General features: G+C 71.0%; 9 protein-coding genes. 4 read left to right on the forward strand and 5 right to left on the reverse strand.

Annotated features, from left to right (window positions below; all coding sequences use genetic code 11):
* The 4 genes from LQ326_RS43480 to LQ326_RS43495 form a co-directional block, all read right to left on the reverse strand.
* Positions 1 to 5,932, reverse strand: a 5,932-nt coding sequence (locus tag LQ326_RS43480; protein ID WP_234544614.1) for a non-ribosomal peptide synthetase, incomplete at its 3' end; no start/stop codon positions are given.
* A gap of 241 nt (positions 5,933 to 6,173) precedes the next feature.
* Positions 6,174 to 7,496, reverse strand: a complete 1,323-nt coding sequence (locus LQ326_RS43485; protein ID WP_234544615.1) for a sensor histidine kinase — start codon at positions 7,494 to 7,496, stop codon at positions 6,174 to 6,176.
* Position 7,497: 1 nt separating this feature from the next.
* Positions 7,498 to 8,151, reverse strand: a complete 654-nt coding sequence (locus tag LQ326_RS43490) for a response regulator transcription factor (RefSeq protein ID WP_234544616.1) — start codon at positions 8,149 to 8,151, stop codon at positions 7,498 to 7,500.
* 146 nt (positions 8,152 to 8,297) lie between these two features.
* Positions 8,298 to 8,951, reverse strand: coding sequence for a response regulator transcription factor (locus tag LQ326_RS43495; protein WP_234544617.1), 654 nt, complete (start codon positions 8,949 to 8,951; stop codon positions 8,298 to 8,300).
* A gap of 50 nt (positions 8,952 to 9,001) precedes the next feature.
* Here LQ326_RS43495 and LQ326_RS43500 point away from each other — a divergent pair, with 50 nt between their 5' ends.
* Positions 9,002 to 9,319 (forward strand): hypothetical protein, encoded by a 318-nt coding sequence (locus tag LQ326_RS43500; RefSeq protein WP_234544618.1) that lies wholly within the window; start codon positions 9,002 to 9,004, stop codon positions 9,317 to 9,319.
* 91 nt (positions 9,320 to 9,410) lie between these two features.
* The gene (locus tag LQ326_RS43505; RefSeq protein WP_234544619.1) at positions 9,411 to 10,136 is read left to right on the forward strand and encodes a dienelactone hydrolase family protein; all 726 of its coding nucleotides are present in this window, start codon (positions 9,411 to 9,413) and stop codon (positions 10,134 to 10,136) included.
* A 706-nt stretch (positions 10,137 to 10,842) separates the two neighbouring features.
* Here LQ326_RS43505 and LQ326_RS43510 read toward each other — a convergent pair.
* Complete coding sequence (locus LQ326_RS43510; protein WP_234544620.1) at positions 10,843 to 11,310, reverse strand: MarR family winged helix-turn-helix transcriptional regulator; 468 nt, start codon at positions 11,308 to 11,310, stop codon at positions 10,843 to 10,845.
* Positions 11,311 to 11,417: 107 nt separating this feature from the next.
* On the opposite strand from LQ326_RS43510, the gene LQ326_RS43515 reads away from it, so the two are divergent.
* Together LQ326_RS43515 and LQ326_RS43520 are read left to right on the forward strand one after the other, a co-directional pair.
* Positions 11,418 to 11,573, forward strand: a complete 156-nt coding sequence (locus tag LQ326_RS43515) for an NAD(P)-binding domain-containing protein (RefSeq protein WP_234544621.1) — start codon at positions 11,418 to 11,420, stop codon at positions 11,571 to 11,573.
* Between the two features lie 114 nt (positions 11,574 to 11,687).
* Positions 11,688 to 12,869, forward strand: a complete 1,182-nt coding sequence (locus tag LQ326_RS43520) for a luciferase domain-containing protein (protein WP_234544622.1) — start codon at positions 11,688 to 11,690, stop codon at positions 12,867 to 12,869.
* The last annotated feature ends 130 nt before the right edge of the window (positions 12,870 to 12,999 follow it).

Consider the following 12,999-nt stretch of genomic DNA (forward strand, 5'->3'; position numbering starts at 1 on the left):
CATCCACCTCCCGCGCCGTCGCGTTCCACTCCTCCACCACCAAAATCCGCTCGGACTCGTCCAGCAGCTCGATGTCGCTCAGCCGTGTCCCCGGGTCGGCGGCCATCTGCTCGAGTACCCGGACCAGGCGGCGGGCCGTCCGCCGGGCGGCCTGGTGTCCGAGGACGTCGGAGCGGTGGTCGAGGCGGATGGCGAGGCCGTCGGCGGGGGTGACGCCCAGCGCCAGCGCGAAGTTGGTCGACTCGCGGAGCTCGGTGGCCGTGAGGGCGAGTTCGTCGCCGAGGGGCTGGGCGTCCAGGTCACCCGGGTAGTTCTCGAAGGCCAGCAGCGTGTCGAAGGTGGCACCGGGGCCTGCGGCCCGCTGCACCTCGCTGAGCCCGACATGCTGGTGGTCGAGCAGCGCCGACTGCCGCGCCTGCAACTCCTCCAGCGCGGCACCCACCGACCGTGCGGGATCCAGTCGTACCCGCACCGGCAGCGTGTTGATGAACAGCCCCAGCATCGCCTCCATCCCGGGAAGCTCCGCCGGCCGACCCGCCACCGTGGCGCCGAACACCACGTCATGACGGCCTGTCAGCTGTCCCAGCACCAGTCCCCAGGCCAGCTGGACCACGGTGTTCAGCGTCACGCCCGCCCCGCGTGCGACCCGCTCCAGCCCACGCACCAGGTCGGCGTCCGCCCGCTCGTGGACCCGGTCCAGGCCGACGGCATCTGACGTGTCCGAGCCGGCCGGTGCGACGAGCGTGGGTTCCTCGACCTCGGCCAGTTCGGCCCGCCACGCCTCCAGCGCGGCCGCACCATCCCGGGCGGCCAGCCACGCCCAGTAGGGCCGTGTCGGCACGGGTGCGCCCAACGCGTCCGACGCATCCGACGCACTCGACGCACCTGACGCGTCCGCCTGGCGGCCGGCCTCGTAGAGCACCCACAACTCCCTGAGCAGTAACGGCAGCGACCAGCCGTCCAGCAGCAGGTGGTGGAGCGTCACCACCAGCCGGGACCGCTCAGCGCCGGTCCGGAGCAGTGCCACCCGCAGCAGCGGGGGCGCGGCAAGATCGAACCGTGCGGACCGTTCCTCGGTCGCCACCCGGTCCGCGGCCTCCTCTTCGAGTCCCGTGAACTCGACCTCACGCCAAGGCAGTTCGGCATGCTCCACGACCACCTGCACCGGGCTCGTCGCACCCGCCACCTGCATGAACCCGGCCCGCAACGCGGCATGCCGATCGACCAGGCCCTGCCATGACGCCCGCAACCGCTCCCCGTCCACGTCACCTTGGAGCGTCAGCACCATCTGCTCGACGTAGACGTCCGTGCCGTCCTCGTCGAAGAGGGAGTGGAACAGCAGGCCCTGCTGCAGAGGCGCGACCGGCAGTACCTCCACCACACCAGGAACCGCGGCCTCTATCTCGTCCACCGCCGTCTGGTCCAGGGGCACCAGCGGAAAGTCCGACGGGGAATGCCCACCCGCACCCGCCCGAACGTCCGCCACCAGGCTCCTGAGCGCGCCCGCCCACGCCTCCAGCAGTGCCCGCGCCCGTCCCTCGGGCAGCAACCGCCCGGGCCAGGCCAGGACCAGCTCCAGTACCGGGCCGTCCGCCGATTCCCGTACCGATCCGGTCAGTTCGAGCGTGTGCATGACGGCGGCCCGCGCCGCGCTGCCCGCCGCGAAGCCGGTGCCGGTGCCTGCTCGGCCCAGGTAGTTGAAGCCCACTTGCGCCGTCGGCAGGCCCGCCAGCACCGGAGCCGTCTCCGGGTTCAGCCGGCGCAGCAGGCCGTAGCCGAGCCCGTCCCCGGGCACCGCCCGCACCTGCTCCTTCACCCGCGACACCGACATCGGCCCTGACCCCGACCCCGACAGCCCACCGTCCGCGCGCAGCCGCACCGGGTACGAGGCCGTGAACCACCCCACCGTCCGCGACAGATCCGCCCCCTCGGACAGCGGGGTCCTGCCGTGGCCCTCGATGTCCACCAGGAGGCCGCCGGGCCCGGCCCACTCCGCCACCGCACCCGTCAGCCCCGCGAGCAGCACCTCGGGCACGCCGGTGTGGAACGCGGCCGGAACGTCCGTCGAGAGCGCCGCCGTCACGTCTGCCGCCACGGTCACCGACACCTCGCGAACCGTCGCGCCCACATCCACAGCCGGGTCCAGCGAAACGTCCGTCAGCGGGACGTCCGGGCCGTCGCCCGCCACCACCGTCCGCCACGCGTCCAGCTCGGCCACCCGCTCCGGACGGGTCGCCTCGGCCGCCAGCTCCCGCGCCCAGGCCCGGAACGGCACCGGTACGTCCTCGAATACCGGCTCGTGTTGGCCGGCGCGTGCCTCGTACGCCGACCACAGGTCGGGCAGGAGCACCTGCCAGGACACCGCGTCGACGACCAGGTGGCTGGCCACCACGACCAGTCGCCCGGCGGCCAGGGGCCCCGCGTCCAGCCACACCGCCTGCACCATCACCCCGGCCGCGGGATCCAGCCGCGCCACCGCGGCCTGGATCTCCGTATCCACCAGGTCCGCCGGGTCCTGCCCGATCGCGTCCACGCGCAGGACCGCCCCGGCGGCCGGTGCCGCGTCCGCCGCTCCGGGCACCACCAGCACCCCGGGCTCCGCCACCAGCCGTGCCCGCAACATGTCATGACGCCCCATCAGAACTGTCCACGCATCCCGCAGCGCCATCTCGTCCAGCCCCGCCGGCGTCTCCACCGCCACCGACTGCACGACCTCGCGCACACCGTCGGCACCGACCCGGTCCAGTACCTCCCGCATCACCGGTGTCAGCGGCACCTCACCGATCGCGCGGTCCGCCAGACGGGCGCCTTCCGCCAGAACCACCCCGCCGACCCCGCCAGCGGGCTTCGCCACGGCGGCCGCCAGCCGCGCAGGCGTCCGCAACTCGTGCACCTGACGGGCCCTGATGATCAGCCCGGCCCCACGGGCTCGCGACACCAGCAGCATCGCCGTGATCGAGTCGCCGCCCAGCCCGAAGAAGCTGTCCCCGACGCCGACCGCGTCCGACCCCAGACCCAGCACCTCCGCGAACAGCGCACACAGCGCCTCCTCGGTCCCGGTCGACGGAGCGCGCGTGTCGGCGGACGCCGGGCCGGGCTCGGGCAGGGCGGCCCGGTCGATCTTGCCGTTCACGGTCAGCGGAAAGGCGTCGAGCACGACGACCGCCGACGGGACCATGTACTCCGGCAACCGGGTGGAGGCGAAGGCCCGTGCCTCCTCGCCGTCCGCACTCCCGGCGACATAGCCGACCAGATGCCCGTCCCGGACCACCGCCGTAGCTCGCTCGACCCCCGGACAAGCGGCCAGCACCGCCCCGACCTCGCCGAGCTCCACCCGGAAGCCCCGGATCTTCACCTGCTCGTCGGCCCGGCCCACGAACTCCAGCCGGCCATCGGCCCGCCACCGCACCAGATCCCCCGTGCGATACATCCGCCCGTCGCCGTCACCGAACGGGCAGGCCACGAACCGCTCCGCCGTCAGACCCGGCCGGTTCACATAACCCCGAGCCAGCCCATCCCCCGCGACATACAACTCACCGGCCACCCCAACCGGCACCGGCCGCAGAAAGGCGTCCAGCACGTAAGTACGGACATTGGGCAGCGGAGAACCGATGGCCGGCGGCGCCCCCTCCCGGGTTATCCCCTCACCCAACAAGACCGCTGTCGAGATCACCGTGGCCTCGGTCGGGCCGTAGGTGTTCCACACCCGAGCCCCTTCACGCCACTTCGCCGCCAGACCGGACTCCAGCCGCTCCGCGCCCAGCACCCAGTTACCGATGCCAGCAACATTCCCCGGCTCCAGCACACCCAGCAGCGACGGAACAACACTCGCGACGTCGACACCGCTGCTCTCCACCATCGCGGCCAACGCAGCAGGGTCCAGCCGCTCGTCGGACGAGGCGATCGCCAGCGTGCCACCAGCGGCCAGCGTCACCGCCACGTCCAACACCGAGGCATCGAAGCTCAAGGAAGCGAACTGCAGCGCCGTAACCCCCGGTTCCACGCCGAGGACGGGACGCATGGCGGTGGCCAGATTCGCCACCGACGCATGCCCGACCGCCACACCCTTCGGACGCCCCGTCGAACCCGATGTATAGATCACATACGCCAGCTGACCGGCCGCGATCTCCGGCAACCCGCCCGATCCGCGGTCCAGTTCGTCGAGACGGACGACGGCGACATCCTCCGGCAGCCAACCGACGGTCTCGTCCGAGACCAGCACGAATTGCGCCGTGCTGTCGTGGACCATGTAGGCCAGCCGGTCAGTGGGGTACTCCGGATCCAGCGGAACATACGCCCCGCCCGCCTTCCACACCGCCAGGATCGCCACCACCATGTCGGTCCCGCGCGGCAGACACAGACCCACCCGCGATTCGCGGTCCACACCGCGCGCCACCAACCCACGCGCCCACGCATCCGAAAGCTCATCCACCTCCGCATAGGTCAACGAACGCCCACCCGAACGCAACGCCACCGCGTCCGGGGACTCAGCCACCCACCGGCGGAACCGCTCCACCACAGTCGACGGATCCGTCTCCTGCCCAGTCGCGTTCCACCCCTCCACCACCACAGCCCGTTCGGACTCGTCCCCCACCGCCGCGATCCGTCGCAGCGGTGCCGTCGGATCGTCGGCGGCCCGCTCGACGAAGGCGATCAGGGACCGGTGGACAGCCCGTACCCACGCCCGGTCGTAGCGCACCGCGTTCGCCTCGACGACGATCTCGGCTCCCGACGCGGTGCGGTCGATCAGCACTCCGAAGTCCTCGACCAATCGGGTCGACACGTCCCGTGCCACGCCCCGGCAGTCGCCGAAGGCCAGTTCGCCGGCCGACGGCAGGATGTTCACATACGGGCCGAAGTGCCAGCGGTCGCCCTCGGGCCAGCGCAGCTCCCTGCGCAGCCGTTCGCCGCGGTACCGCTGGTGCCGGAGCAGTTCGCCGACCGCTTCGTCGGCCGTCCGGGCAAGGTCGAGCAGGCCGGCTTCGGCGGGGACGGGGAAGCGCAGGGGCAGCATGTTCGCCTTGGTGGTCCGCGCCCTGAGGTCCGTCTCGCTCACGCGCCCGGTCACGGGGAGGCTGAGCAGCACCTCGGGGGACCCGGCCAGGCCGTTGACGAAGGCGCCGGCGGCGGCGAGGAGCAGCCGGGAGGTGCGCAGGCCGGCGCGGTCCGCCGCGGCGCGCAGCGCGGCCGCCGCGGCAGGGTCGAGACCGCCTGTCTCACGGAGTACGGCGCCCTCGCGGGCGTCGTCGTGCAAGCCTGCGACGCCGGAGATTCGGGGGACCTCCGCCAGGTCCGGGCGGTCCGAGAATCGGTCGGAGAGATACCGCCGGTCGTCGGCGAATTCAATTGAGTTCCGGTATTCCGCTTCTTCTTCGAGCACCTTGTCTATCGAGGTGTCACCGGAATCCGGATACGCCCGGCCCCCGACGAGTGCCGAATACACCTCGGCGACCCTGGAGGCCATGAGCGTGCACGCGTATCCGTCGAGCAGGAGGTGGTTGTAGCCCTGGAACCAGCAGTACCGATCGGAATCGAGTCTGAAGAGCACGTGTGAGAAGAGGTGTTCTCCGAGCGGATCCTCCAGGCGGGCGAGTTCCTCGCGCATCCGGGTCTCGATCCGGGCCCGCCGGTCACCGTCCTTGTCCCGGTCCCCGTCAGGTTCCTCGATGCGCAGGGTCGCCCGGTGCGGGGCGGTGTGCGGCACCGCGCGTACTTCGCCGGTCTGGTCCTCGGTGAAGCGCACGCCCAGGGCCTCGGTCTCCTCGACCGTCCGGCGCAGCGCGGCCTCGAAGGCGGGCACGTCCAGCGGGCCGGTGATCTCGACGGCCTGCCCGACGCTGTACAGCGCGTGTGGGCCGCCCAGGCGCTGTGCGTGCCAGATGCCCTCCTGGCCGTCGGACAGGGGAATGCTGTCACCGATTCGCTCGCTCATGCCTACCCTTCACCCTTATTCCGTTTCCATGGGCATGCAGGTGTTCCATACGCCATTTCGCGGGAAACGCAAGGCAAGAAGCTTCCGCTGGGGAAGCTTCTGGGAATAAAGATCCGCGCGCTACAACCTCCGCTGAAGCGCCGTCAATTCCCGGTGCAACGCCGCGAAAGGACGTTGGACGACCGGGTCGATCCCTCAGAACGATACCTATCGGACGGTGCCGTCCAACCCGCCGTTCTGGTCACTTGGACGCGGCGGCGCGGATCTGCGGCCGGCCTTCGTAGCGTTCTCCGCCTTTGACAATGAGGGGGAAGGAGATGTCGATGACGAGCCCGCCCCCGGGCCTGGCGCGGGCGGTGAGGGTGGCGTCGTGGGCCGCGGCGATGGCGCGGACGATCGACAGGCCGAGGCCGTGGTGGCCGTCGCCCGCGGTGCGGTGCATCCGCTGGAACGGCTCGAAGAGCTGGTCGACACGGTCCTTGGGGACCTCGGGGCCGGTGTTGGAGACGGTGAGGACGGCTCGCCGGTCGTGGCGCCGGACGGTGATGTCCACGCTGCCGTCGGGCACGTTGTAGTAGGCGGCGTTGTGGGCCAGGTTGGCGACAAGTCGCTCCAGGAGCGCGGTGTCTCCGGCGACCGTCGCCGGTTCGGTGCGGTCCACGATGCGTACGCCGTGCCGCTGGTTCTCGGGGAGTTGGGTGAGCAGCACGGACTCGACGACCTCGGCCAGGTCGACGGGCTCGGCGCGGTCCATGCCCCGTTCGCTCACGGCGAGGGCGAGGAGCGACTCCAGCAGGGCTCCCTGGTGGGTGCTGATCCGCAGCAGGCGTTCGAAGTTCTCGCGGAACGCCTCGACGGTGGCGTCGTTGTCGAGAAGGGACTCCTCCAGGAGGGCGCGCTCCACGGTGAGCGGGGTGCGCAGTTCGTGGGCGGCGTTGGCGACGAAGCGTTTGTGCGACTCCAGGGCCGCTTCGAGGCGTTCGAGGAGCCCGTCGACGCTGTCGGCGAGTTCGCTGACCTCGTCGCGGGGGCCCTCGACGGCGAGGCGCTCGTGCACGTTGCTGGCGGAGATCCGGCAGATGCCCGCGGTGAGGGTCCGCATGGGCTTGAGGACGCGGCGGGCCAGCAGCCAGCTGAGCACGACGGAGATCGCCGCCATGATGGTGAGGGCGATGCCGGACTGCACGAGGAGTTCGTGCATCTGGGCGTCGTGCATCTTGGCGGTCTGTTTGCTCAGCTGGTCGTTGAGCCAGTCGGTGACGTCCGGCGGGGAGCCGGTTTCGGAGCCGGGTCCTGAGCCGGGCCGGATGATCGTCCGCGGTTGTGAGCCGTCCTGCGGGGCCAGGTGGAAGGCGGTGACGACGTTGTGGGTGGGGCGGTTGACGAGCAGGTAGGTGATGCTGAGCAGGACGGCGCCGGAGGCGATGAACAGCAGACCGAAGAGCATGGCGAAGCGGACCCGGGCCCGGCGGGGCATGAGGCGGCGGAGCAGGGCGCGCGCCCGGACGACGGCGGCCGAGCGGCGCAGCCGGGCGCGGGCGCGGGTCACGAGGGTGGTCGCCATGTCAGATCCGGTAGCCCTCTCCTGGCACGGTCTGGATCACGGAGCGGTCGACGAGCTTGGTACGCAGCCGGTTGACCGTGGCCTTGACGGTGGTGGTGCTGGGGTCGGCGACCTCGTCCCACACCTTGGCCAGGAGCTCGCCGGTGGCCACGGTGCGGCCGCGGGCGCCGAGCAGGTACTCCAGGACCCCGAACTCCTTGGCGGTGAGCGGGAGCTGGGTGCCGGCGTGGCTGGCGATGCGGCGGGCGGGGTCGAGGCGCAGCGGGCCGCGGACCAGTTCGGGCCGGCGCACCGGGTGGGCGCGGCGGCCGAGGGTGCGGGTGCGGGCGAGGAGTTCGGCCCAGGCGAACGGCTTGGCGAGATAGTCGTCGGCGCCGAGGCCGAGGCCCTCGACGCGATCGGCGATGGAGGCGGAGGCGGTGAGCATGAGCACCTTGGTGCGGACGCCCTCGGTGGCGAGTTCGGCGCAGACCTCGTCGCCGTGCACGTCGGGGAGGTCGCGGTCGAGGATGACCACGTCGTAGTCGACCTCCAGGATGAGGTCGAGCGCGGTCCGGCCGCCGTAGGCGGTGTCGACGGCGAGGCCCTCGCGGCGCAGCACTCTGGTGATCGAATCCGCGAGCTCCGTGTGGTCCTCCACCACCAGTACTCTCATTGCTCCCCCTACGAAACACGGGTCACCGACGGCAGGGTCCCCCACGCCGGGTCACATCCGGGTTACTCCGTTCACAGGCTGGCGTACCGTCCTCCGCCTCGCAACAACACGCACGGCAGCGTGCGGCCGGCACCGCGCGGCCGCTTTCAGATCCGGTAGCCGGCGTGCGGCAGCGTCTCGATGACGGGTGGGTCCCCGAGCTTGCGGCGCAGCCTGCTGACGGTGACCTTGACGGTGTTGCTGAACGGGTCGGCGTCCCGGTCCCAGGCGCGTTCCAGGAGTTCCTCGGCGGAGACGACGGCGCCGCCGGCGGCGAGCAGGACTTCCAGGACGGCCATCTCCTTGGGTGACAGGTCCAGGCTGCGTCCGCCCCGGAGCGCGGTGCGGCGGGCGGGGTCGAGTTCGATGTCGCCGCGGGTGAGGACCGGGGGCACGGCGGGCTGGTCGCGTCTGTCGAGGGCCTGGACGCGAGCGATCAACTCGGCGAAGGAGAAGGGCTTCGCGAGGTAGTCGTCGGCACCGAGGCCGAGGCCCTCGACCCGGTCGGCGAGGGTGCCGGAGGCGGTGAGCATCAGAACCCGGGACGGACAGCCCTGCTGAACGAGGGCACGGCAGATGTCGTCGCCGTGCACGAGCGGCAGGTCGCGGTCCAGGACGACGACGTCGTACGCGCCGCTGGCGGCCCGGGTGAGCCCCTGCTCGCCGTCGTGCGCGAGTTCGACGTCCATGGCGTGCCGGCGCAGCCCTCGCGCAAGGCTCTCCGCGAGATCCCTGTGGTCCTCCACGATCAGTACGCGCATGTCACCACCTTGGCAGCCGGCGGATCACACGGCGGTAACAGCGCCCATGGGTGGCCGGTAACGGCCGTCCACCCACGTGGACTTGGCCATTCCACCCGGTCAGCCACCAGTCGCTGCTGACCGACGTCGCGAACCTCACGGCCCGCAACGGCCGTCTCCGCACGTACATCACCCGGCTCGAACGACGCCTGTCCGAAGCGCTCGGACAGGCCGTCTGGGAAGCCTCCGGGCTCAGTGCCCCGCCGACATCGAAAGACTCACCCGCCAAGATCGGCCAGCTGGAGCGCTCCGAACTCGCCGAGCGCGAAGGGGACCTCGCCGCCGCACGCGCCGCGAACCGGGACTTGATGGCTCGGCTGAACAGCTGACGAGGTGGTTCCGGAAAACACCGGAGACGTGTCTTCTGCCGGCGGCAGAACACCGGTCCCACCGGCTCGGCGATCACTACAGTCCGGGCTCATGGTGACAGTTACCACGCGCACGGTCGAATACGCGGCCGACGGCCTGACGATGATCGGGCACCTCGCGCTCCCGGCCGGTGCCGGCCGCCGGCCCGCGGTCCTGGTCGGGCCCGAGGGGATGGGGCTCAGCGACGTCGAGCGCCGCCGGGCCGATGCGCTCGCCGAACTGGGATACGTGGCGCTGGCCTTCGACCTCCACGGAGGGCGCTACTTGGGCGACCCCGAGGAGATGCTGGCCCGTTGCATGCCGCTGCTCGCCGACCCCGACCGGATGCGAGGCATCGGCCATGCGGCGCTCGACGTGCTCCGCGCCGAGCCGCGGACCGATCCCGACCAGATCGCCGCCGTCGGCTATGGCACCGGGGGCGCAATCGCGCTGGAACTCGGGCGCGACGGCGTCAACCTGCGTGCGATCGGGACAGTCAACGCACTGACCACGGGCCGACCGGGCGAGGCGGCGCGCATCCGCTGCCCAGTGTGGGCCGGGGTCGGGTCGGAAGACCCGATCATGCCGCCCGCGCAACGGGAAGCATTCACCGCCGAGATGCAGGCCGCGGGCGTCGACTGGCGCCTCGTGGTCTACGGCGGCGCCTTGCACGCCTTCCACCACCCGCCGGTCGGCCACACCGTGGTCCCCGGCGTCGGCTACCACCCACGGCACGCGCAGCGAGCTTGGCGTGACGTCGTCAACCTGCTCGCCGAGTGTCTGCCCATAACGGAGTGATCTGGTCGGCAACCGCGAGTCCCGGCCGCAAGTCCAAGCCGCTCGACCGGTCACCATGTGCCAAGTTCGGCCACCCACCGCCGGTGCTTACCGTTCACCACGGCAGGTTTCTGGCGCATTCCGGTCCTGCCCCCTGACGGAGTCATCGCCATCACCCCCAACACACCAGGGCAGCGGCGTCAATCGCCAGGTGCACGGTGTTGTCAGTAACCATGACCAGGGCATTCGCCAGGCCGGACGGCACGGCCACGGGCGAGCTCTGGTTCTTCTCTGCACGTCGGCCCAAGCGCCCCGACGTGAGGCAGGCGCCAGCAGGTTCCGCGCCCAGACCAGGTACTTCGCGACCCTAGAGCGGTCCAGGACAACGTGCGTCGCCACGATCACCGCAAGTGCGAGCGGGGACTGTGTGATCAGCAGGAACGGCAGCCCGTACGTGGTGCCGTGCACGATCGCGGGCCACCACCGCTTGGCCTTCTCCGTCGCCATCCCGGTGGCCCTCAGCCGCAGGTGGAAACAGCTTCCGCTATTGCACCGCTCCGATGCTTCGGCGGCGCCATGTCCGCGAGGCCGTCGCCGAGGAGGCCTGGGACGAAGAGGCCTGCCGGCCGAGATCGTCGGCCGTAGGGATCTGCCGGCCGAGATCGTCGACTATTGAGCGACTGCTGGGGCGACCCGCTGGGTGTCGCCACCCCGCAGGTCCTCGACGTCACGGCTTCCGAGGCAGTCTCGATGCCGCCTCCCTGACGCGGTCGAGCATGCCGTCCAGCGCGGCCAGATCCTGTGCTCCGAAGCCGTCGAAGGCCTTGCGCAGGTTGCGGGCGTGCACGGTGGCCGCCTGGTCGAGTACGTCGTGCCCGGCGGCGGTGATTCCCGCGTAGGAGACGCGGCGGTCGGTGGGGCACGGGCGTCGCTCGACGTATCCAGCCGCCTGCATGCGATCCACCAGACGGGTCACCCCGCTGGTGGTGAGCGCGATCTGGTCGGCCAAGACGCTCATCGTCAGTTGCTGCCCCTCCGAGCGGGCCAGCCGGATGAGTACCTCGAACCAGACGTGAGGCAGTCCTGCCTCGGACTCCATGGCGGATCCGAGCCATTGCTCCAGCCGACTGTATGCCTCGACCAGGCGGCCGAACGTGGTGATCAACGGATCGTCTATGGGAGTCGCGGAAGGCATGTTGACGATCCTACCTCCGAAATACTTGCCGACTCAGAGATTGCGCGGTCAATCATCGATGGTTACTGTGTCAATATCTGACTAGTCAAGGAACTGGGGACGCTGTCATGCATGTCGCGATCACCGGAGTGGGCAGCGTGCACCCCGCGCTCAGCAAGGCCGCATCCACCGCCGGGCACACCGTGTCCGTGTCGGCGAGCAGTCCGGAGAAGGCCGCCGTGGTCGCGGCCGAAACGGGTGCGCGCCCCGCGGCGACAACGTGAACACCGTGACCGACGCCGACCTCGCGGTGCTCGCCGTCCCCGGCAACACGGTGCCTGCCGTTCGCGGACGAACGGATACCGGCCCTGCGCCACAAGGTCGTAGGAGAACCGATCATGACTACTACTGACGCCATAGAACCGGACGCTCCATGGGGGCCGCCAACAGCAGTGAGCAGGGGTGACTCGGCCGCCCCGCTCGTCGTGCTGCTGCACGGTCGCGGCTCGCGCGAGACCGAGATCATCGCGCTCGCCGACACGTTGCCTCCCGCGTTGTCGTACGCCGCGGTGCGCGCACCCATCGCCGAAGGCCCCGGGTTCGCCTGGTTCGCCAACCGCGGCATCGGCCGCCCGGTTCCCGAGTCGCTGCGCGCCACCCTGGACTGGTTCAACGCTTGGCTCGACGAGATCGCCCCGCCCGGCCGTCCGGTCCTGCTCGTCGGCTTCAGCGGCGGCGCCGCTTTCGCGGGCGGGCTGGTGCTGGACAACCCGGAACGCTTTGCCGGAGCGGCGATTCTCTACGGCACGCTGCCCTTCGACGCAGGGGTGCCCACCACTCCCGCGCGACTGGCCGGGGTACCGGTGTTCGTCGCCCAGGGCGAGCACGACCGCGTCATCCCGCGTGAACTGCTTGACCGCACCTGGCACTACCTCACCAGCGAATCGGGGGCGCCGACGATCGCCCGGCGGGACCCCGTGGGGCACGGCATCGCCACCGGTGCGCTGGCCGGCCTCGCCGGCTGGCTCGCGGAGCGGAGCGACTACCTTGCCCGCCATGGATGTCCCGACAGGGAACCGGTGCGCTGGCAGCCCCTCCCGGACGGCCTTCCGGACCGTGCCGGGCAGCGCCCGCGTGTGAGCGTGACGATCCCCCAGCAGCAGACCACCGACAACTCGCCGCCGGAACTGCAGGAGAAGCTGTTCGCCCGGCTGAGCACGCTCGACGGCGTCGCCACCGGCCCGTCGGCGATCTCCGTACCGGGTGCGCGCGGCTTCATGCTCACCGGGACGCACACCACCGGACCCGAGCAAGCCTTCCTCGTGCCACGGGCCAGGGAGTTCGCTCATCTGCACCCCGGACACGACGGCTCGCTCCACATCGCGCTGCCGGTCGGCCTGGCGGCCGACGCGATCCGACACGGCTGGGCCGTGGCCCATCCCCTCGCCGGGATCAGGCTGACTCCGGGCATGGTGCTGGTCTACGGACCTCGTGACGAGCGTGAACTCGACGTCGTCGCCACGATCGTGAGCACCAGCCACGCCTGGGCCGCGGGCCGGTTCACCCCGGCCACCGCCTAGCCGGCCAACGCGGATTCCCGCACCCAGCCACCGCCTGTCGGCCGGGTCACCGAGGCCCGGCCGGCACAGGACAACAGGTTCACCATCAGCGCTCGTCGCGAGCGTTCTTCACGAGAATCGAGGACTCACC

It is taken from the genome of Streptomyces shenzhenensis, assembly GCF_021462265.1.
GTDB classification, from domain to species: Bacteria; Actinomycetota; Actinomycetes; order Streptomycetales; family Streptomycetaceae; genus Streptomyces; species Streptomyces shenzhenensis.